This is a genomic window from Virgibacillus necropolis (assembly GCF_044793635.1).
Classification (GTDB): Bacteria; Bacillota; Bacilli; order Bacillales; family Amphibacillaceae; genus Virgibacillus_F; species Virgibacillus_F necropolis_A.
The window spans coordinates 1,148,540-1,170,551 of record NZ_CP084992.1 but is presented as its reverse complement, the minus strand read 5'-3'; the positions used below and the strand labels follow the sequence as shown (position 1 = coordinate 1,170,551).

Genomic DNA, 22,012 nt, shown 5'->3' with positions numbered 1-22,012 from the left:
GAGAGGATTTTTTTACATGAGTAAAACGGTTGTATTAGCAGAGAAACCCTCTGTTGGACGTGATATAGCACGCGTATTGAATTGTACCAAAAAGGGAAATGGCTATATGGAGGGTTCTTCCTATATCGTTACATGGGCTCTCGGCCATTTAGTCACGTTAGCAGATCCTGAAATTTATGATGATAAATATAAAACATGGAAACTAGACGACCTACCAATGCTTCCTGACCATCTGAAATTAGTTGTGATGAAAAAAACTGGAAAGCAGTTTAATGCAGTTAAGACGCAATTGAACCGCAATGATGTACGTGAAATCGTTATTGCAACAGATGCTGGACGTGAAGGTGAGCTTGTTGCCAGATGGATTTTGGAAAAGGCTCGTGTGAAAAAGCCTGTGAAGCGTTTATGGATTTCATCTGTGACAGATAAGGCTATTAAGGATGGCTTTAAGCAGTTAAAACCTGGTGACCGTTACCTTAATTTATATGATGCAGCAGTAGCACGTTCGGAAGCAGACTGGTATGTGGGGTTAAACGCGACTCGTGCTTTGACGACGAAATTTAACGCTCAGTTGTCTGGTGGTAGAGTACAGACACCTACACTCGCTATGATTCAAGCACGTGAAAATGAAATTAAAGCGTTTAAGCCACAGAAATTTTATGGAATTCAAGCGGTTACGGACAAAGGCTTGAAATTCACTTGGGTGGATGCGAAAAATAATAACCGTATGTTTGCCAAAGACAAGGCCGAGTCTATTTTGCAAAAAGTGAAGAACGGGTCGGCTACCATCGTATCGGTTGATCAAACCCACAAGAAAAAACATGCCGCACAATTATATGATTTAACCGAGCTTCAACGTGATGCCAACCGGATTTTTAATTTTTCCGGAAAACAAACATTATCAATCATGCAAAAATTGTATGAACAGCACAAAGTTTTAACCTATCCACGAACAGATTCGCGGGTTATTTCAACCGATATTGTACCGACATTGAAGGACCGAGTGAAAGCTTGTGGTGTCGATCAGTACGCACGTTTTGCCAATAAAGTGTTGAAACGTGAGTTTAAGCTATCGAAATCTGTAGTGGACAATGCGAAAGTATCGGATCACCATGCAATTATTCCTACCGAACAGTCGGTTGTTTTAGGAGATTTAGATGACAAAGAACAAAAGATTTATGATTTGGTTGTGAAGCGATTCCTTGCCGTTCTATCTGAACCACATGAGTTTGAGCAGACCTCTGTGGAAGCTGAAGTTGCGGGTGAACGTTTTACTGCAAAAGGTAAACGGGTAACAAAACAAGGCTGGAAAGAAATTTATGATAATCGATTTGAAGATGATGATGACGCAGATCAGAAACTGCCAAAATTATCAAAGGGTGAAGCGTTTGGTAAGCTGAAAGTTTCACTAACTAATGGCGAAACAAAGCCACCAGAGCGTTTTACAGAAGGTGGACTATTGCAGGCGATGGAAAATCCTGTACGCTACATGAGTTCTGATGAGAAGCATTTAGCGGGTAGTTTGAAGGAAACTGGTGGTCTTGGAACCGTCGCAACCCGTGCAGATATCATTGAGAAATTATTTAACAGTCAGTGTATGGATAAAAAAGGTAAATACTTGTTTCTAACTTCAAAAGGAAAGCAATTACTTGATTTAGTCCCTGAAGATTTACGATCCCCCGCGCTTACTGGTGAATGGGAACAAAAGCTTGGATTAATTGCAGATGGTAAACTGAAAAAAGACAAATTTATCGCAGAGATGAAGAGCTATACGAAAGAAGTCGTGCAAGAAATCAAAGGCAGTGATGAAACGTTCAAGCATGATAATATGACTGGAACCAAATGTCCGGATTGTGGCAAACTGATGCTTGAAATTGATAATAAAAATGGAAGAATGCTTGTGTGTCAGGATCGGTCGTGTGGTAATAAAAAGAACATTGCTAAACGAACCAACGCACGTTGCCCAAACTGTCACAAACGGTTGGAATTACGGGGTGAAGGTGAAGGACAAATGTTCACCTGTAAATGTGGGCACCGTGAAAAACTTTCTACGTTTAATAAACGTAAACAACAGGAGAAAAAGCATAAAGTATCAAAGAAAGATGTTAATAAATATTTGAAGAACCAGGATGACGAGGGGTTCAAGAACAATGCTTTAGCTGATGCGCTGGCTAAGTTTAAGAAATAGATTTAGACACTTTTCGTAAGTTTGTTGCTATTCAATCCTTGCGAAAAAATGTGTCCTAACTTACCGCTCCAGATATAAACTGTAATTTAAGTGCTATGTTGATTTCCGCTGCGGACCGTTGCTTTCCGCGGGCACGGCTTCAGCCTCCTCGCGGAAGACCACCGCTGCGGGGTCTTCAGACTCGTGCTGTTCCCGCAGGAGTCAACGGTCCTCCGCTCCAATCAACTGCCATAATAGTGAAAGGGGCTATATAGTACTGTTTCCAGACACCATGTTAGCGGAGAAAATACACGAAGACTCCTGCGGAAACAGCGAAGACGATGAGACCCCGCAGTGAGCGGTCTTTGCTCGCGAGGAGGCTCAGCGCGAGCCCGCGGAAAGCGAAGTGTATTTTCGGAGCGGTATGCTATGACGCAATTTATATCTTTGTGGCAAAAAACAACAATCATTTAGAAAACAGCCTAGATTTATTAAGAGGATTCCCTGCAAAATTGTGGAGGATCCTTTTTTACTGTAGTCGTTGACCTCTCTCCCGAGTTGGCGCTACTCTCTCCCGGGTTCATGCGCATATGTACCGAAACAGCTGCTGTGTGGCCCGAGTTCAGTGTTTTCTCTTCCGAGTTCACAGACACTTGAACTTAACGTCTACGTTAATGGTAAACTATAGTTGTTAGAATGTTGAAAAAAGGTGATGACTGATGAAAAATGATGAGACCTATTCTATTTCAGAGCTTGCCACATATTTTGGTATAACTACCAGGGCGATTCGTTATTACGAGGAAATTGGGTTGCTGCATCCACCAAGAAGTGAAGGAGGGCAACGTATTTTTTCAAAAAGGGAACGTATCCGTCTGGAGTTAGTTTTTCGTGGTAAAAAATATGGGTTTCGCCTGGAGGAAATACGCGAAATGATTCAGCTGTTCGACCTGGATCCTTCAGGTAAAAAACAACTTCAGAAAACAATTGAATATGGTCAGGGGAAGATTGAGGAGGTGTCGTCCAGAATAGATGATTTAACCCTGCTTCGAACGGAGATGGAGAACCTGATTGTTGATTTTCAAACCAAATTAAACAAATTGGAGAGTGATGACTAGTGAATATACCAAATCTACTTGCACATCAGTCGAGAAAAAATCCGAATCATGAGGGAATTGTAACGCCGAATGAGCGAATTAGTTATTTTGAATGGAATCTGGCAGTAAATCAATTAGCTGATAGTTTACGTGATTATGGACTTAATAAAGGTGACAAAGTTGTGCTTCATATGCCTAATACGAAAGAATTTTTGATTGCGTATTTCGCTGTACAGCGGTTGGGCGCACTTATTGTTCCTATCAACGCAAAACTTATCTATCAGGAAATAGCATATATTTTAGAGCATAGTGACGCAACAGTTTTCATTACACATGAGCTTTTGTTTAATCAGGTAAAGGGGATGCCTAAATCGGATGATTTGTTGTGTGTGAAAACAGGTAAGCCTGTGGATCATTGGCTGTCGTTTGAAACATTATTAGCAGATGGCTCTTCAGATGAAATAATGTGTGAACTAACAGAAGATGATGAGGCATCCATACTATATACATCAGGTACGACTGGCACTCCAAAAGGTGTAATTTTCACCTATCGAAGTATTTTGACTGTCGCAACGATGATTTGTATTGAAATGAAGATGGAACCTGAAAGTAGAATACTTCATATGATGCCACTTAGCCATTCAGCCCCATTGCATTTGTTTCTAATTGCAGGCACTTATGTAGGAGCGACACATGTGCTGGTGCCAACGTTTACACCGAATCTACTTTTAGAAACTGTATCAAATGAAAAAACTACTCATTTCTTTGGTGCCCCAATTGCTTATTTGACTACTGGAAAACATCCAAAGATTAGTGAATATGATTTGTCTTCAATGAACCACTGGGTTTATGGTGGAGCGCCTCTAGCGCAACAGGAAGTTAATTTTGTAAAAGAGAAGTTTTCTACCGATCGCTTAATGTGTGTGTATGGTTTAACAGAAGCAGGGCCAAATGGGACTTTGCTGGGATTTGAAGATCATGACACGAAAGCAGGCAGTATCGGGAACAGGGCGGCATTAAATTGTGAAGTCAGATTGGTAAATGAAGATGGTGTGGATGTTAGCCAAGGTGAAGTCGGCGAAATTGTTCTACTCGGGGAAGGGAATATGAAAGGTTATTACAAGGATGTCGAAAAGACGAATGAATCGTTGAAGAGTGATTGGTTATATACAGGAGATATGGCAAGACAGGATGAAGATGGATTCTATTGGATGGTCGATCGTAAAAAAGACATGATCATATCTGGCGGCGTCAATATTTTTCCAAAAGAAATTGAGAATCTATTGATTACACATCCTAAGATTGCTGATGTAGCCGTTGTTGGTGTTCCAAACCCGGATTGGGGTGAAACGGTAAAGGCATTCGTTGTAGAAGAAGGAGAAATAGATGATTTGGAAAAAGAATGCCATAGGTTTTTAGAAGACAAGATAGCAGATTACAAGATTCCAAGGTTGTACGAAAAAATGGAAGCGCTTCCTCGGAATGTCACCGGTAAATTATTGAAAAATCAACTGCGTGAGAGGGGAGAGACCGTTGAATAATTTTTATCAAGAAGATCCGAATCTTAAGAGACTACTAGGAAATATGTTGCCGCAAGACTTTTTCTATTGGGCAGATGGTGAGCTAAATGAATTTGGAAGACAATGTGCAAATGAAATTGACGAACGAGCGGTCCATACTGATCGAGATGGTCAGCCTAGATTAATTCGTTACGACAAAATGGGAAATGAAGCATCACAAGTTTGGTTAAATGAAGGTTATAAAAAAACCGTTGAAGAAACATATAACACCGGAATTGTTGGTTATCTTCATAAAGAAATTCCTGCGCTCGGATATAAAGGAAACTATGTCTACTCGTTTGCGCAGGGCTATTTGCTTTCCCATGCTGAGCCGGGATTTTATTGTCCAGTGACATTAACAATGGCAACCGCTCATTTGATTGATCATTACGCGTCCGAATCATTGAAGGAGAAGTTTTTGCCACATGTACTTTCGACAGGTGAGGTGGAACTTTTTGAAGGGGCAACCTTTTTAACAGAGCGTCAAGGTGGATCAGATGTTGGTGCAAATGAAGTAAAAGCAGTAAAAGAAAATGACTATTACCGTATCACAGGTGAAAAATATTTTGCCAGTAATTCCGGTGCATGTGGGGTAGCTATGGTGTTGGCCCGATTGGATGGAGCCCCTGAGGGAACAAAAGGGCTTAGTTTATTCCTTGTTCCGTGGGAAGAAAATAGGGCAGAAGGTGCGCTTCGAATACGTAGATTAAAGGATAAACTTGGTGTTAGGGCAGTTCCATCAGCGGAAATTGAGTTCGAGGGTGCAACAGGATATCTGGTTGGGGAAGAGAATAAGGGGTTTTTCTACATGATAGAAGCCTTAAATCTCTCCCGCGTTTCAAATGCGGTCGCATCACTTGGTATCATGCGTCGTGCCTATCTGGAGGCGAAAAAATATGCACAAGACCGCGAAGCCTTCGGGAATAAACTAACAAACTATCCAATGGTACAAGCAACACTAAGTGAGATGGTTGCAAAGCAGGAAATAGAGACAAATGCAGTGTTTGAGGTTATTCGATTAATGGACAATGTAATGGGAGTGGAAAAGAAGGGAGAGTCATCGAAAAAACAACAAATTCTATTCCGGTTATATATCGCCATCATGAAAAAAGAAACAGCAGAGCAAGCGATTCGTTTTGCGCATGATTCAATTGAAATGCACGGTGGTAACGGTTATATCGAGGATTTCGTTACACCTCGATTACTCCGGGATGCCCAGGTTTTGACTGTTTGGGAAGGAACAGCAAATATACTTGGCTTAGAAGTGCTAAGATTAATAGGAAAGTATTCTGCAGACGAGCTATTTGTGGAAGCAATGAGGGAAAGATTATCCGCAGTGCAGGGACAGACCGAAAAGGGGAGCTGGGTACGACGTATTGATTCTGAGGTCGTCGAATTGAAAGAGCGAATTGATGAAATAAAGAATTTATCTAGTGATCTACAAACATATCATAGTAATAATATAGCCAAACAGATAGCAGATATTTTTGAGAGTGTAATAGCAATAGAAACAAGTGTTAAAGGTGATGAGCGACAAAAAGCAATCACCGAAGTTTATTTACAATCGGTTTGGAAAAAAGATGAAATTGAGCTCAGCCCTGTAGTGTTGAAGAAGTTTGGAATGATTGTCGAGAGTTAAAATAGTATAAATCATCCCCGGTATATATGCATGAAAATCGGCATACATTATCGGGGATATACTTTTGTTAATAGGAATAATTTCAAACATATGAAATAGGAACAGATAAGCTGTAAAATAGAATTATCGATAGCCATTGTGGATAAACTTAAATCAAGGAAACGTGAAAACGGAGGATTAAATATGGCAAATGAAATGATGGAACATATTTTAGAAACACGGCAAAAACTACGAAATGAAACGGTTAAGACTGTACTAACCCAATTTGACGGGGAATTACTTGGATTGGATTATACGAATCAGCGCCGGAAATACAGGAAGATGTTGGCAAATCCATTTCAATTTTATCGAGGAAGCGCATTTCTTTTCTATTATGACGCTACGGAAATCCCGTTTGCGTATCACACACCCTATGATAAACCGACCTGGCTTCAAGGAGATTTACATTTTGAAAACTTTGGGGCGTTCAAAAATAAGGAAGGCAATGTGGTGTATAACACAAATGATTTTGATGAAGGATATTTGGGGTCATACATTTACGACGTCTTTCGCATGGCCGTAAGTATTGCCCTTTATAGCGAGGAACTGGGTTATGATGAAGAAGATCAAACCCAATTAATTCAAAAGTATCTGCAGGCATACTATCAACAGTTACTTTCATTTGTTGATCGAAGTGAACTACCAGGATCGCTAACCTTTCACGAGCAGAATACGAATGGACCTGTCCAGACAGTGTTAAAGGGTCTTCCCGAACGTGAGGTGAACGCTGTTTTGGATGCAATCACAACGGTTGATAGTGGTGAGCGTAGGTTTCAGGATACAGAAGGGCTAGTTCATCTTAGTCAGGAAGAACGTGACGCCCTTGAAAACAATTGGCCAGAATACATTGCTTCTATCGATCCCGATAATCGACAACGAGAGTCTTTTTATAAAATTAAAGATGTAGTGAAAAAACTAGGTGCCGGTACAGGGTCAATCGGACTCTTGCGCTATTATATTCTGATTGAAGGGCATGAGGATGGAGACAGTGGTGATTTAGTTCTTGAGGCAAAAGAAGCGCGAGTTCCAGCGCCAAACCACTTTTTTCCATATGATGAATTGTTCTCCGATGATGTACTTCATCACGGAAAACGTGTCATTACTGCCCAGAAAGCAATGCAATATTTAGAGGATCCCTACCTAGGATATTTTACAATTGATGATCATGAATTTTATGTACGTGAAAATTCTCCATTTGATGAAGCTGTCGATCCAAATGAGTTAAGGCAAAAAGAAAACATGGAGTCAACAGTGGAAGTGATGGGAAAAGTTACAGCAAAAGCCCATGCACGTGCAGATGAATTTCATTTTGAGCATGAAAGTGAAGAAGAAATAGTGAAAGCAATTGGTACTGAATATGATGGATTTACTTCCCAGCTTGTAGCAGCATCAACCTACTACAAGAACCAGGTTCGCGAGGATTACCGTATCTTTTCCGAATGGTGTGAAGTAGACTTTGATTTATCAGTAAATAAATAGAGTATTAAAGATACCACAGTGATGTTTACTGTGGTATTTAAGTATTATAATACTTGGAAGGAAGAAGGATATTACTTGCATCCTTTTGGTAGATTTAATTTTTGTAGTAGAAACGTGGATAATTGGAGGGGATGAACTACTGTCTATGTACCAAGTTGTTGTTCTTTCAATTTAGTAATCTCTCTTTCATTCCGAGTAATTTTACCCCATGTATAGTTCTGATCCGCTTCAAGGTCTTTAGATTTCTGTATAATTTCTTGATGACGTTGATCGTTTTCGGTACGCATGGCCTTCATTTCTAAACGGAAGTCTTCCATGCTAGTGTCCATTCGTTTATATGTTTTAGCGACCATACCAATTAACTGTGATAACATATCTTCTATACGTTCAAATCTTTCCTCACTCATTCTAATCACCTCCCTGTCTAAATTATAATCGTTTTTATATAAGACTGTATTCCTAAATATTGTTGCTTTATAAGGGAATAGATATAAACTGCGACGTGACCAAAAATCATGTTCAGTGCCCTGCGACCGCTACGGAAAAAACACTACGCACACCTTAGGGCTTGCGCTGAGCCTCCTCGATCGCAAAGAACGCTCACTGCGGGGTCTCATCACTTCGCTTTCCCGCAGGAGTCTCCGTGTTTTTCCTTCGCTAGGGTCAGCTCATAACTTCAGTGATTGGAGCTGCGGGTAGTCTCACCAGCCACCCGCGGAAAGCGACTACCCGCAGCGGAAATCAAGTTGCTGCTATGACGCAGTATATATCAACTATGAAGATGAAAAGCAACAATGCGTACGAAAAGAGCCTTATATAAGGAGTTTACCAAATTTGCGTCTGTCATATGCTAGTACACATTTTATGGAAAATAAGATAAACTAACACTATAAGTTTACATACAAGGGGAAGTGTACATATGTTATGGTTTCTCACGAGAGTTTATCCGAAACTAAATCAAACGAATAATATAAGATTGTTTATACTAGTAATCGTTGTGCTCGGATTTAGTTCGTTTTTTATTCATTACTTAGAGCCCGAGACCTTTCCTAATGCTTTTGAAGGGTTTTGGTGGGTGATGACCACCGTAACTACGGTCGGTTATGGAGATGTATCACCAACAACAGTTGAAGGTAAAACTTTCGCAATGTTTCTTTTTGCAATAGGTATAGGTCTAATGGGTGTTGTAATAGGAAAGGTCGTAAATTTATTCTCGTTATATGGGACGTTGAAGGAGGAAGGGAAATTGCCATTTACCAAAAACAATCATTATGTTTTACTCGGATGGAGCGAAAAGACAAAAAGTACATTGGAAGAGTTATTAAATGATGATGAAGAAAGGGAAGTAGTCATCATTGCAGATCTCCCGCAAACCCCTTTCAGGCATGAAAAGGTAACGTTTGTGCAAGGTCATCCTGAGGACAGGGAAACATTAATCGATGCAAATGTTGCCAAAGCAACGTCTGTACTTATTTTTTCCGATGACAGAATACAAGACTCCTCCTTATCTGATGGAAAAAGCTTGCTCATTGCATCATCTATAGAAAAACTTTCTCTTGAATTAGGAGAAAATATATACACGATCGTGGAAGTACAAAAGGAAAAACATATCGATAACTTTAAGCATTCAAAAGTAGATGAATTTGTTATTTCAGACGAAACATTTTCACGGATTATGGCTAAAGCTTCTCGTTATCATGGATCAAGTAAGATATATACCACACTAACCAGTGATATAGAAGGAGAAAATATCTATCAGATAAACCCAGACCCAAACTGGAACACATACAGAGATGCATTTACTTCTTTACTTGAAAGGGGCGCAACACTTCTGGCTGATCGAAATGATTTAACAATTAACCAAAAACTGAATGAAACGATTCCAGCCGATGCAAAATTGTTTGTTGTCTGTAGTGTGAATACGTACAACGAATTAAGGAAAAGAACGTAATAAGAGAATAGTAAAAACATCCCCGGAAGATATGGTGCAATAGTAGCTCATGCGGGGATGTTCTATGTCCTTGAAAGATTAGTAGAACACTAAAAATAACTTTTCAACGTGTAGCTATTAACTAACTTTTGGATGGCTTGGTAAAGCCTTTTATAATATGTGTGTGCCCGTCGCTTTCAGTTGTTTCAATCTCAGCATAATGTGTATGATATCCACCTGGTAAGGGAATCGGAGTACTTGTATAGACTTCATAATAATGAATATGTTCATCATCGAAAGTAGTGTTTCCCCACATTTTATGAACATGCCCTTCTTGTGTTTCAATCGGTGTACTTGTTACCCCAGGATGTAAGTGAGCATGACCATCGTCACAAGTTGTTGCGCCACCATGACCGTGAGTATGGCCAGTTCGATGATTATTGTTCGGTTGAGAATTCGAACCACCGTACTGGTTTGGCATCATGTTGTTATACATTAATACAACTCCTTTTATTTTGAATTCATATTAACGTATGTAAAACAAGCCTAGACCTGTGCATGGACACTATATAAAAGAAGCGAATCATCACTTCCCGTGATCATCCGCTTCTTTTTCTACTTTATTAGCAATCTTACTAGCTATCCAACGTTTTGCAATGTCATCATCAATTTCATATTGCTTGCCCGCTCGAAGGATTTCACCGTGATAGGCTGTTTGGACATTCATTAGAACCTTTTGCATAATAATTTCCCCTCTCAGTATGGGTTCATGATTTATTTTATCATTTTAAATTATATTGTGCTGATTCTCTAATCAGAATCAGCACAGATAAACATTTGCGTTTAATGGATGATCTATATCCGTCAATTACAATTAGTCCACGCTCGAAAACCCTGTCATGACCTCCAGTTTTCTCCCCATTATAGACAAAGATTAAAAAAGTAAAACTTTTGCCAATAATCACTTCGCTTTTTCTAGAATTCGATAATCGAATGGCTTGATACTTAATGAAGATTGATCCAATAAGTCAATATCTTTTTTACTTTTATCCATAAGAAACAGCTCATTCACATGTCCATCATTTGGCTGAACGATTTTTCCCATATTGATTGTTACCTCTGTATCACTATTGTTCATGATAATGAGGATTCGTTTTTCCTCATTTACTCGTTCATAGATAATCGTTTGAGCTTCATCATTTGCGTGAAGGAAGCGAAATTCACTTTCATTGCCGATAGCTGTTTCTGTTTTTCTAAAATCAATAAGCATTTGCAAGTAACGGAATAAATCCTGATCCTGACTTTCCTCGTCCCAAATCATACATGCGCGACAACCTGGGTCTTGTCCACCGTTCATGCCAATTTCATCACCGTAATAAATACAAGGAGTCCCGGTAAATGTAAGTTGGAATAAATACATGAGCTTAACGCGTTTCTGGTTTCCTTCAGCCAGCGATAAAATCCGCGGTGTGTCATGGCTGTCCAGCAGGTTAAAAGCAACATCATTCACATGTTTAGGGTACATATGTTGAACATCTGTGATCATGTTGGTAAAGTCACTTGCTGTTAATGTGTTTTTTCCAAAAAACTCAACTGCTGCATTTGTGAATGGGTAGTTCATAACTGCGTCAAACTGGTCACCTTGCAGCCATGGCATGGAGTCATGCCAGATTTCCCCTAAAATATAGGTGTCAGGTTTTGTCTCTTTAACTACTTTTCGAAACTCTCGCCAAAATGCATGATCTACTTCGTTTGCAACGTCTAAACACCATCCGTCAATATCAAATTCTTCTATCCAATAACGCGCAACATCTAATAGATATTTTTTCACCTCAGGATGTTCCGTGTTTAATTTAGGCATAGACGAAACAAATGCAAATGTATCGTAGTTCGGTGCTGGGTCGGTAACCACTGGGTATTTCCAAAGGTGGAACCAGTCTTTATAATTCGAGTCCTGTTGATTTGTCAAGACGTCTTGAAACGGTTCAAAAAAGTAACCACTATGATTGAACACAGCATCCAGCATGACACGAATTCCACGTGCGTGACATTGCTTCACTAGTTCCCGGAAGGTTTCCTTGTCACCGAATTGGGGATCAATTTCCATGTAATCAATTGTGTCATACTTATGGTTCGAGTTTGCCTTAAAAATAGGGGTGAAGTATATACCATTAATTCCGAGCTTCTCTAAATAATCCAGATGATCGATAACCCCTTGAAAATCACCACCAAACGTATTTGACGGGGTAGGGTCAGTGCTTCCCCAAGTTAACGTTCCATCTGGGTCGTTTGATACATCCCCGTTTGCGAAGCGTTCCGGAAAAATTTGATACCAAATAGTATCTTTTACCCAGGAAGGTGCATCGAATACATCAATCCCATTCAGATATGGAAAGCAAAAATAAAAGGCAGTGTCACTTGGTGGTGTCTGGTAAAAGCCTCTTTCGGTATAAAACAGTGTTTCACTGGCATCGGAACACTGAAACCCATAACGCATTCGCCGGAATTCAGGTTTGACGGCAACAAACCAATAGTCAAACAGGGCTGTGGAGCCTGACTTTTCCATCGAAAGAGAGTGGTTTTTCCATTCCCCATCCTGCCAATTGTATGGATCCCCGTATATCAAGGCAACCGATTCTACATCGTCTTTTTTTGTCTGCAACACAATATGTAATGTTTCGGCGTCATACGCATATGCAAAGTTATTTTTGGGTCTGTGGTAAATGGCTTCTTTAAACATTTGGATACGCTCCTTTGTTCAAACGTTTGTATAGATTTGGCTCTTTAAGCTATTTCTGTAGTTAAAATCTTTAGGAACAGTATAGCAGAAAAATGATTTAATGTAAGCGTTAACGTATCCATAATAGTAGTATTTAAAAGATTTTAAAATTAGTGTTGAAATAATTCTGAAACAATGTATAATAAAAATAAATCTTTGTGCAAACGTTTTCACAAAATGTGCGCATTAAGCAAAAATTGGGAGGTTAAATTAGATGAAGAAATGGCTAGGTACTATTTTTGCTATGTTGCTTTTAATTGGGGTTTTGGCAGCATGTGGACCAGAAGAAACTAAAAAGACGGAAGAAGGTTCTGATGAAGGTGGAGAAAAGGCATCAGAAGAAATGCCTGAAAAGCCTGAGAAGCTTACCGTTTGGGTGAATGCTGAAGAGAAGCAAGAAAAAGCTGTAAAACAAATTACTGATAAATACACAGAAGAAACAGGAATCGATGTAGAAATGATTCCAATTAACATGTTAGATCAGGTGGAAAAGTTGAATGTAGAGGGTCCTGCTGGGAATGGGCCAGATATTATCTTCCAACCGCATGATCGAATTGGTGACTTAGTTCTTCGTGGGTTAGTAGCACCAGTTGATTTAGGAGAAGTTGAATCTGAATATACGGATACAGCACTACAAGCTGTTAAATATGATGGCGATTACTGGGGCTATCCGGCTGTTATCGAAACATATGCAATGTACTACAATAAATCGTTGGTTGACGAAGCACCAAAAACGATGGAAGACCTAATGGCAATTGCTGAGCGTGATACAAAACCAGCGGAAAACAAATTTGGATTTTTGATGGAAGCTGCAAACTTCTATTTTGTTTATCCATTCTTCTCCGGTAATGGAGCTTACGTTTTTGCGAATGAAGATGGAAAATATGATATTACTGATATAGGACTTGCTAATGAAGGCATGATTGAGGGTGGAAAACTTGTTCAATCATGGTTTGAAAATGGCTATATTCCTCAGGATTTAACACCTGATATTATGAATGGTTTATTTAAAGAAGGAAAAGTTTCAACTGTAATTAACGGACCATGGATGGTTCGTGAGTATGGGGATGCATTAGGTGATAATCTAGCTACGGCTCCATTACCTAAATTAAGCAATGGTGAAGTTCCTAAATCATTTGTTGGGGTTAAATCGTACATGCTTTCTTATTACTCAAAAAATCCAGAGTGGTCACAAGACCTGATGGCTTTTATTACGAACGAAAAAAATGCAATGACATACTACGAAGTGGCTGGGGAACTTCCTCCACGTAAAGACGCTTTGGAAAATCCAGTAATTTCAGAAGATCCAATTTATGCTGCATTTGCTGAACAAACAACATATGGTGAACCAATGCCAAGTGTACCGGCTATGCAACAAGTATGGGATCCAATTAATAATGCTTTATCGTTCATTTCAAAAGGTGAGCCTGTAGAGCCCGTATTGAAAGAAGCGGTTAAGATTATTAAGAATCAAATTGAAGCATCAGGAGCAACAACTGAATAAGCACTTATTTTACATGTGATATATGGAAGGCATGTTGCTTTCCATATATTGCATTTTATTTGGAAAATATCATTGGAGGGAAACTGGTGTGACACATGAACAAGCAAAACAAAAAACTGGATTAAGTCGGCCCCGCAACATTGCAACTTTATTATCTATCATCGTTCCTGGATTAGGACAACTATACAATCGCCGTATTTTCAAAGGGATTTTATTACTCATTATTGCCTCTTCATTCCTGGTTACGACTTGGCATTACATTGATATTGGTATATGGGGCTTGTTCACGCTTGGAACAATACCACGTGAACATCATTCGATTCAGCTGTTGATACAAGGATTAATATCGCTTATTGTATTAGCCTTTGGAATTGCAATATATGTTTTTACTATAAAAGATGCACGAAGTGACGCTATTGCCCGTGAGGAAGGTAAGCGCAAGCCATCAATGTTAAGTGGTATGACTCAATTTTATAATCGTGGATTTCCATATTTCATGATTCTACCTGGGTTGATGATGCTGATTTTTGTTGTCGTGCTACCTTTGTTGTTTATGGTGAGTCTAGCTTTTACTAACTATAACCAATACAATTCACCACCTCGAAAACTATTGGATTGGGTAGGCTTTGATAACTTTGCAGCGCTACTTGATGTTGGAATATGGCAAGATACATTTTTGAATGTATTCACTTGGACGATTGTATGGACGGTAGTTGCTACTACATTACAAATAGTCCTTGGATTATTTCTTGCATTGCTGGTAAATGACAAACGAATCAAGTTTAAACGGACAATTCGTACCGTTTTAATCTTGCCGTGGGCAGTACCTGCATTTGTATCTATTTTAATTTTTTCAGCATTATTTAATCCAACGTTTGGCGCGATTAACCAGGATATTTTAAGTCATTTTAACATTATGATTCCATGGCTGTCAGATCCATTTTGGGCAAAAGTTGCGTTAATTATGATTCAAACCTGGCTGGGCTTCCCATTTGTGTTCGCGTTGTTTACAGGTGTGCTGCAAAGTGTGCCGGCGGATATGTATGAAGCAGCAGATGTCGATGGTGGAACTCGTTTTCAAAAGCTGCGGTTTATTACATTACCACATGTATTGTTTGCGACTGCACCACTGTTGATCATGCAATACGCTGGAAACTTTAATAACTTTAATATTATTTACTTATTTAATGAAGGTGGCCCTCCCGTACGAGGACAAAATGCAGGGGGAACCGATATTTTAATCTCATGGGTTTATAAACTGACATTTGAAACGAACAATTACAATATGGCAGCGGCAATTACGATTATTATGGGATTAATCATTTCAATTTTTGCCTTTTTCCAATTTAGAAAAACAGCAGCATTTAAAGAGGAGGGACGTTACTAATGGCAATGCATGCAAAAACGAAATCAAAAATCGAAGTAACGTTCATCTATATATTTTTCATAATTATGTTTGTCATCATTGGCTACCCATTGTTCTGGGCGATGATGATGAGTATCAATCCAGGATCAAACATGCTTGTGACAAATATGTTCCCGGATAATCCAACGTTGGAACATTATATTTGGTTGTTCACAGACCCAGGTAGTGATTATGTTACGTGGTATAAAAATAGTCTATATGTTGCGGTCGTAAACTCGGTTTTATCCGTTGTGATCACATCGCTTATTGCATATGCATTTTCCCGTTACAAATTTATTGGGCGGAAATATGGACTGTACATGTTCTTACTGTTACAAATGTTCCCAGCTTTAATGGGGATGGTAGCACTTTATATTTTGTTAAATACAATTGGATTAACTGACTCCTTATATGGGCTGATGTTGATTTATATAGGTGGGCAGATTCCATTTAATGCTTGGCTTGTTAAAGGATATCTTGACACGATTCCACAAGAATTGGATGAAGCAGCAAAAATTGATGGGGCAGGTCATTTGAAAATTTTCTGGACGATCATTCTGCCACTTGCAAAACCAATTTTAGCGGTTGTCGCTTTGTTTAACTTTATGGCACCATTTATGGATTTCTTATTGCCACGAATTGTTTTAACAAGTCCGGAAAACTTTACATTAGCACTAGGATTATACAATTTTATTAATGATCAATTTTCAACTAACTTTACACGGTTTGCAGCTGGATCAATATTAATCGCGATACCAATTGCACTTGTATTCCTGATGTTACAGCGTTACTTAATTTCAGGATTAACGAGCGGTGCAACGAAGGGGTAAGTTTTGAATTGATTAAAGAAGCAGGAGGAACATGAATGCTTGAAGATACGAGTTTTGCAATACATCCAGATAAAGAGAAACAATCAAATGCTACAGCATACCGGGATATTGGTCATATTGCAGATTACACAAAAACTGATTCGAATTATACGTTTGTTTGTGAAAACGGACACGTGGTTATTCAATTTTTTACCGAGTCGATTGTGCGGGTTGTAATGAACCCTAATGAAGCACCATCGTTAGATATGTCAAAAGCAGTTATCGTTGCACCTGAGCGTGTACATGTTGAGGAAAAAGTTGGCGAAGATGCTATTACACTGAAGACAGCTCAACTTGAACTTCTGATTAAACAAGCACCATTCCGAGTGACGGTTTTTGATGCAGACGGTTCCATAATCCTTCATGAAGGTGAACGTGGAATGGGGCATAAGGTAACTGGTGAAATAATCGCGCATAAAGCAATGGACCAGGCGGATCGTTTTTACGGATTTGGTGAAAAATCTGGGTTCTTAGATAAACGTGGTGAAAAATATACGATGTGGAACACAGATGTATATGCACCGCATAACCCTGAAACAGATCCATTGTACGAGTCGATTCCATATTTCATGACACTTCGCAATGGCAGAGCACACGGGGTATTTTTTGACAATACATTCCGAACCGTTTTTGATATGAAGTCAGCGGATGATACGTACGCATTTATGGCTGAAGGTGGTCAGCTTGATTATTATGTTATGGCAGGACCAACACCAAAAGCTGTTTTGACACAATATACCCATCTGACTGGTAGAATGCCGGTGCCGCCAAAATGGGCGCTTGGTTTTCATCAGTCCAGGTACAGCTATGAATCAGAGGCAGAAGTGCGTGCACTAGCAGAGAACTTTTTGGAACGTGATATTCCAGTAGATGTGATTCATTTGGATATTCATTATATGAACGGCTACCGAGTTTTTACCTTTGATAAAGAAAAGTTTCCTAATCCTGAAAAAATGATCACGGATTTGCGGGCAATGGGAATTCGGATTGTACCAATTGTTGATCCTGGTGTGAAAAAAGATTCCGAATACCTAACGTATCAAGAAGGGGTTACTGGGGATCACTTTTGTAAGTATATCGAAGGTGAAACGTATTTCGGTGATGTATGGCCTGGTACGAGTGCATTCCCCGATTTTACTGATGAAAAGGTTCGCAAATGGTGGGGCAACAAGCACGCGTATTATACAGACATGGGAATTGAAGGAATTTGGAACGACATGAACGAACCAGCTGTATTCAATGAAACGAAAACAATGGATGTTGCAGTCATGCACCGTAATGATGGCAAACCAACAACACATCGCGAGCTGCATAATGTTTATGGACTTCTGATGGGAGAAGCAACCTATGAAGGGATGAAAGTGCAGCTTAAAGGAAAACGTCCATTCTTACTAACACGTGCAGGCTATGCTGGCGTACAGCGTTATGCATCTGTTTGGACTGGGGATAATCGCAGTTTCTGGGAGCATTTGCAGATGTCCTTACCAATGTGTATGAATCTTGGCTTATCAGGTGTTCCATTCACAGGCCCGGATGTTGGTGGATTTGCCCATGACACGAATGCGGAATTATTGGTACGCTGGACACAGGTTGGCGCATTCACACCATATTTCCGTAATCATTCGGCGATTGGCACGCATTATCAAGAGCCATGGCAGTTTGGCCCTGAAAATGAAGCGATAATGAAAAAATATATCCAAATGCGCTATGAATGGATGCCACAGTTGTATTCGTTGTTTTATCAAGCAAGTGCAACAGGGCTACCAGTTATGCGTCCGTTGTTGATGGAGTTTCCAGATGATGTGAAAACATATAATGTAAACGATCAATTTATGATAGGGGATAACGTAATAATCGCCCCAATTCTGGCGCCAAGTGTGAAGGATCGTGCAGTCTATCTGCCTGCAGGTGAATGGGTAGATTATGCTAGCCAAAAAGTTTATGGCGGAAATCAAACACATTTAATTCATGCTGAACTTGATGATCTCCCTATTTTTGTGAAAAAAGGAACGGCACTTATGCAAGGTGAGTGGACATCAAATGCGGATAAAGCACCCCATAAAGTATGGATGGATGTTTATGCAGGTTCAACTGAAGAAAACTATGTGTTTACCCATTATGATGATGACGGCGAAACATTTGCATATGAAAATGGAACATACATGAAGCTTGAAGTGGAAATTTTGTCTAACAAAGAAGCTGTCTCTGTAAATATACGGAACCAGGAGGGTGACTTTGTACCTTCCTATCGCACAATCGAATTACGCGTTCACGGTTTAGCAGAAGGTCAGGAAGTTTTGATAAATGGTAGTATAGCACGTGACAAAAGACTCATTACTTTAGTAGAATAGAATATTCAGGAGTATCGGAAAAATAATTTAATGTAGAGGGTGGAACAAGTGAGTGTAACAATAAAAGATGTAGCAAGAGCAACAGGTGTGTCGCCCTCTACCGTATCAAGAGTAATTGCGGACAATTCGAGGATTAGTCCTGAGACGAAAAAGCGTGTACGTAAGGCAATGAAAAGCCTCGGCTATCATCCGAATATCAATGCACGAAATCTGGTTGCCAAATCAACAAAGACAATTGGTGTGATTATGCCATCGTCTGCTGACAAAGCATTACAAAATCCATTCTTCCCAGAAATCCTGCGGGGCATTGGATCTTATACCCATGACATGCAGTATTCCTTATTTTTATCAACTGGTGAAACAGAGGAAGAAATTTTCGATGAAGTGCAAAGGATGGTTTATGGAAGCTATGTTGATGGTGTCATTCTTTTGTATTCCCGTGCGAATGACCGTCTGACACACTTTTTGCAAGAACGTGAATTTCCATTTGTGATTGTTGGCAGGCCACATGAATACGTGAACGAGATTACCCACGTCGACAATGATAACTTTACAGCAGGAAAAGAAATTACGGAGCATTTGATTACGTTAGGTCATGAAAAAATAGCGTTTATCGGTGGTTCGAAGGATTTATTTGTAACCACGGATCGTCAGTCAGGCTATGAATCTGCCATGAGTGAAGCGGGATTAGCTGCCCCATCAAATTACAAGTTTCATGCTGAATTCCTGAAATCTGGTGGACGAGAAGCGGTTGAACACTTATTTTCACTGGATACTCCACCAACAGGGCTGGTTATCAGTGATGATCTGATGAGTTTTGGTGTGCTGAGCATGCTGGAGGAGTTTGGGCTTTCTGTACCAAACGACATTTCCATTGTTAGTTTTAACAATGTCTATCTGTCGGAAATTATCCGTCCAGCACTTACAACTGTAGACGTCAAAATTTATACGTTGGGCGAACAATCAGCCAAAGCATTAATCGAAAAAACAATGCATAAGGGTGAACCAGCGAAGCGTATCATGATACCGCATACTATTGTTTATCGGGATTCCGCGAGCGAACGGGAATAAAAAGTAAAACAAAGACTATCAAATTGTAGTTAAATTTGGTGGTCTTTTATTTTGGCTCCTTTCGTACGCATTGTTGCTTTTTCATCTTCATAGTTGATATAAACTGCGTCTTAGCTGCTGGTTGATTTCCGCTGCGGACAGTTGCTTTCCGCGGGCACGGCTTCAGCCTCGTGCTGTTCCCGCAGGAGTCAACTGTCCGCAGCGAAAATCAACTGCCATAATAGTGAAAGGAGCTATAGCACTGCTTTCAGACACCATGTTAGCGAAGGAAAAACACGGAGACTCCTGCGGGAAAGCGAAGTGATGAGACCCCGCAGTGAGCGTTCTTTGCGATCGAGGAGGCTCAGCGCAAGCCCGCGGAAAGCGTAGTGATTTTTCCGTAGCGGTCGCAGGGCACTGAACATGATTTTTCGTTACTTCGTTTATATCTATTCTCTCAAAAGCAAAAATCTTTACGAAAACAGCCTTTATTTTACTTATACGTGGAAAACACACCATTTAAAATGATACACTCATTTTAACAAGAGAGGTGTTTTTAAAATGATTTATGAATTAAAAATAACACTACGAGATGTTGGCAGGCCGGTTTGGCGAAAGGTTAGAATTGATGAGGATGCTACATTTAATGATTTACATAAGCTGATTCAAGTATCATTTGGCTGGTTAGATATGCATTTGCATAGTTTTTTTCCAAATCAGGTGAACGGGAAGCAAGTAGACCGAATTGAAATAAAAGATGCGGAAACTATTGAAATCGATCAGGATATGAGTCCCCTATTTAGCAATGATTCATACGACCAGGAGAGCGAAAAGTTAGCTGATTGGTTTGTTCAGCTAAAGGATAAGGTGGTTTATATTTATGACTTTGGTGATGATTGGGCACACGATATTGTTTTAATGAAAAAAGTTAAACCAAAGAAGAACGCTTCATATCCTCATTGTATAGGAGCGAAGAACGTAGCTCCAGAGGAAGATAGCAGAATGGAAGTTATTACAGGACAAGCTACTTATCCAGACTACACATCTGAGGAAATCGTTAATGAAATTAATGATGTATTGAACACTGGAGGCAAACCGATTATTCGTGAAGATAGTGTCGAGCATGAACTGCTCGTGAAGGCGAAGGAGTTTTATCAGCAAAAGCCTTGGGAATACATGGCAGATGACCAAATCTTTCTTGTAGTCGATTCTAACAGTGGAGAAAGCTATTATTGTTCAGTGATTGGAGCAGGTGGTAATACATTTGGGTTAGCTGTTTATGTTGGACAAGAAGGACTTTTGACCTTACATGATTTATGGAGTGGAGTGAAGTCTAACTTCGATTTATTATTGGAGCAGCACAGTTTACTGCTCACTTTTGAGGATCGGGAAGACCTGCAAAAAGAAGATTATCAGTTTGTGAAGGATAACAATGTTACTTTCCGAGGTAGAAAGGCTTGGCCAGTATTTATTAGTTACCAACCTGGATATACGCCTTGGTTTATTGATGATAATGAAGTAATAGCTTTCAGGGAAGTATTGGAACAAGCAATCGAAGTATGTCGTGAAGTTCAAGCAGGAATGGCATTACCTGACCTTTTAAAGGAAGATAAGCTTTTAGCCCGTGTGTTCAAAGATAATAACTATAAAAATGAAATTGTAGCACTTGACTATCCAGAGCAGGAAATTGAAGTAGAAGCTGTTCCATTAGAAGTTTCTGAAATTGAATTGAAACGCGCGCAAAAAATAAATCGAATATATACAGCCGTAATTGAATTCTCGATATTTCATATAGATATGCCTGTTCAAGATCATCCTGATGATCGACCTGTGTTTCCTGTAATGGCGATGGCTGCAGATCATGCAAAAGGCTTTGTACTTTATCAAGATATGGTTTATTCGAGCAAAGATTACGGAGCATTGCAAGGAAACTTATTAAAAGCAATTCTGGAAATAGGAGGGAAACCAGAAAAGATTTTGATGGATCCAAAGACTGCATTAATTATGGACAGTGTCATAGATGCATTGGGGTTACATGTGGAAATCCACGATAGCCTTGGAGCTGTTGAGTCGTTTAAGAATCAATTAATGGCTGAATTTGGATCGTAAACAAAGGCTGGGTGATCTTGCTCAGCTTTTTGTTTGCG

General features: G+C 39.6%; 16 protein-coding genes. 12 read left to right on the top strand and 4 right to left on the bottom strand.

The window, feature by feature from the left end; genetic code table 11:
- Positions 1 to 16 precede the first annotated feature (16 nt).
- The 5 genes from LG329_RS05805 (at position 17) to LG329_RS05785 (ending at position 7,977) form a co-directional block, all read left to right on the top strand.
- On the top strand, positions 17 to 2,188 hold the full coding sequence (locus LG329_RS05805) for a DNA topoisomerase 3 (protein WP_404454529.1): 2,172 nt from the start codon (positions 17 to 19) through the stop codon (positions 2,186 to 2,188).
- Positions 2,189 to 2,886: 698 nt separating this feature from the next.
- On the top strand, positions 2,887 to 3,282 hold the full coding sequence (locus tag LG329_RS05800) for a MerR family DNA-binding transcriptional regulator (protein WP_404454526.1): 396 nt from the start codon (positions 2,887 to 2,889) through the stop codon (positions 3,280 to 3,282).
- Entirely contained in the window at positions 3,282 to 4,802 is a 1,521-nt protein-coding gene (locus LG329_RS05795; RefSeq protein ID WP_404454523.1) for a class I adenylate-forming enzyme family protein, read from the top strand. The genes LG329_RS05800 and LG329_RS05795 overlap by 1 nt, the downstream gene beginning before the upstream one ends.
- A 43-nt stretch (positions 4,803 to 4,845) precedes the next feature.
- Positions 4,846 to 6,459 carry an acyl-CoA dehydrogenase family protein gene (locus LG329_RS05790; protein WP_404456435.1) on the top strand — a complete coding sequence of 538 codons (1,614 nt, stop codon included), beginning with the start codon at positions 4,846 to 4,848 and terminating at the stop codon, positions 6,457 to 6,459.
- A 183-nt stretch (positions 6,460 to 6,642) separates the two neighbouring features.
- Positions 6,643 to 7,977 carry a DUF2252 domain-containing protein gene (locus tag LG329_RS05785; protein WP_404454520.1) on the top strand — a complete coding sequence of 445 codons (1,335 nt, stop codon included), beginning with the start codon at positions 6,643 to 6,645 and terminating at the stop codon, positions 7,975 to 7,977.
- Positions 7,978 to 8,120: 143 nt separating this feature from the next.
- Here the strand turns inward: LG329_RS05785 and LG329_RS05780 are convergent, their stop codons facing one another.
- Positions 8,121 to 8,384 carry a hypothetical protein gene (locus tag LG329_RS05780; RefSeq protein WP_404454517.1) on the bottom strand — a complete coding sequence of 88 codons (264 nt, stop codon included), beginning with the start codon at positions 8,382 to 8,384 and terminating at the stop codon, positions 8,121 to 8,123.
- Positions 8,385 to 8,896: 512 nt separating this feature from the next.
- Between LG329_RS05780 and LG329_RS05775 the strand changes: the two genes are divergently transcribed.
- A complete protein-coding gene (locus LG329_RS05775) occupies positions 8,897 to 9,928 on the top strand; it encodes an ion channel (RefSeq protein ID WP_404454514.1) in 1,032 nt (343 codons plus the stop codon).
- A 121-nt stretch (positions 9,929 to 10,049) separates the two neighbouring features.
- Here the strand turns inward: LG329_RS05775 and LG329_RS05770 are convergent, their stop codons facing one another.
- The 3 genes from LG329_RS05770 to LG329_RS05760 all read right to left on the bottom strand — a co-directional run bounded on the left by LG329_RS05770 (position 10,050) and on the right by LG329_RS05760 (position 12,647).
- Entirely contained in the window at positions 10,050 to 10,403 is a 354-nt protein-coding gene (locus tag LG329_RS05770) for a YmaF family protein (RefSeq protein WP_404454511.1), read from the bottom strand.
- Positions 10,404 to 10,493: 90 nt separating this feature from the next.
- Positions 10,494 to 10,649 (bottom strand): hypothetical protein, encoded by a 156-nt coding sequence (locus tag LG329_RS05765; protein WP_404454508.1) that lies wholly within the window; start codon positions 10,647 to 10,649, stop codon positions 10,494 to 10,496.
- Between the two features lie 219 nt (positions 10,650 to 10,868).
- Positions 10,869 to 12,647: a glycoside hydrolase family 13 protein gene (locus LG329_RS05760; protein ID WP_404454505.1), complete on the bottom strand. Its 1,779-nt coding sequence runs from the start codon at positions 12,645 to 12,647 to the stop codon at positions 10,869 to 10,871.
- A gap of 253 nt (positions 12,648 to 12,900) precedes the next feature.
- On the opposite strand from LG329_RS05760, the gene LG329_RS05755 reads away from it, so the two are divergent.
- The 6 genes from LG329_RS05755 (at position 12,901) to LG329_RS05730 (ending at position 21,974) form a co-directional block, all read left to right on the top strand.
- Positions 12,901 to 14,190, top strand: coding sequence for an extracellular solute-binding protein (locus tag LG329_RS05755; RefSeq protein ID WP_404454502.1), 1,290 nt, complete (start codon positions 12,901 to 12,903; stop codon positions 14,188 to 14,190).
- A gap of 88 nt (positions 14,191 to 14,278) precedes the next feature.
- Positions 14,279 to 15,577: an ABC transporter permease subunit gene (locus LG329_RS05750; RefSeq protein WP_404454499.1), complete on the top strand. Its 1,299-nt coding sequence runs from the start codon at positions 14,279 to 14,281 to the stop codon at positions 15,575 to 15,577.
- A 5-nt stretch (positions 15,578 to 15,582) separates the two neighbouring features.
- Positions 15,583 to 16,425, top strand: a complete 843-nt coding sequence (locus LG329_RS05745) for a sugar ABC transporter permease (protein ID WP_404456432.1) — start codon at positions 15,583 to 15,585, stop codon at positions 16,423 to 16,425.
- Between the two features lie 35 nt (positions 16,426 to 16,460).
- Positions 16,461 to 18,815 carry a glycoside hydrolase family 31 protein gene (locus LG329_RS05740; RefSeq protein WP_404454496.1) on the top strand — a complete coding sequence of 785 codons (2,355 nt, stop codon included), beginning with the start codon at positions 16,461 to 16,463 and terminating at the stop codon, positions 18,813 to 18,815.
- A 48-nt stretch (positions 18,816 to 18,863) separates the two neighbouring features.
- Entirely contained in the window at positions 18,864 to 19,886 is a 1,023-nt protein-coding gene (locus LG329_RS05735) for a LacI family DNA-binding transcriptional regulator (protein ID WP_404454493.1), read from the top strand.
- 540 nt (positions 19,887 to 20,426) lie between these two features.
- Positions 20,427 to 21,974 (top strand): plasmid pRiA4b ORF-3 family protein, encoded by a 1,548-nt coding sequence (locus LG329_RS05730; protein WP_404454490.1) that lies wholly within the window; start codon positions 20,427 to 20,429, stop codon positions 21,972 to 21,974.
- Positions 21,975 to 22,012 lie beyond the last annotated feature (38 nt).

Excerpts from the sequence above, each read along its gene's own strand:
- LG329_RS05805 (WP_404454529.1), top strand. The coding sequence starts at position 17 with ATGAGTAAAACGGTTGTATTAGCAGAGAAACCCTCTGTTGGACGTGAT.
- LG329_RS05800 (WP_404454526.1), top strand. The coding sequence starts at position 2,887 with ATGAAAAATGATGAGACCTATTCTATTTCAGAGCTTGCCACATATTTT.
- LG329_RS05790 (WP_404456435.1), top strand. The coding sequence starts at position 4,846 with ATGTTGCCGCAAGACTTTTTCTATTGGGCAGATGGTGAGCTAAATGAA.
- LG329_RS05785 (WP_404454520.1), top strand. The coding sequence starts at position 6,643 with ATGGCAAATGAAATGATGGAACATATTTTAGAAACACGGCAAAAACTA.
- LG329_RS05780 (WP_404454517.1), bottom strand. The coding sequence starts at position 8,384 with ATGAGTGAGGAAAGATTTGAACGTATAGAAGATATGTTATCACAGTTA.
- LG329_RS05775 (WP_404454514.1), top strand. The coding sequence starts at position 8,897 with ATGTTATGGTTTCTCACGAGAGTTTATCCGAAACTAAATCAAACGAAT.
- LG329_RS05770 (WP_404454511.1), bottom strand. The coding sequence starts at position 10,403 with ATGTATAACAACATGATGCCAAACCAGTACGGTGGTTCGAATTCTCAA.
- LG329_RS05765 (WP_404454508.1), bottom strand. The coding sequence starts at position 10,649 with ATGCAAAAGGTTCTAATGAATGTCCAAACAGCCTATCACGGTGAAATC.
- LG329_RS05760 (WP_404454505.1), bottom strand. The coding sequence starts at position 12,647 with ATGTTTAAAGAAGCCATTTACCACAGACCCAAAAATAACTTTGCATAT.
- LG329_RS05755 (WP_404454502.1), top strand. The coding sequence starts at position 12,901 with ATGAAGAAATGGCTAGGTACTATTTTTGCTATGTTGCTTTTAATTGGG.
- LG329_RS05745 (WP_404456432.1), top strand. The coding sequence starts at position 15,583 with ATGCATGCAAAAACGAAATCAAAAATCGAAGTAACGTTCATCTATATA.
- LG329_RS05740 (WP_404454496.1), top strand. The coding sequence starts at position 16,461 with ATGCTTGAAGATACGAGTTTTGCAATACATCCAGATAAAGAGAAACAA.
- LG329_RS05730 (WP_404454490.1), top strand. The coding sequence starts at position 20,427 with ATGATTTATGAATTAAAAATAACACTACGAGATGTTGGCAGGCCGGTT.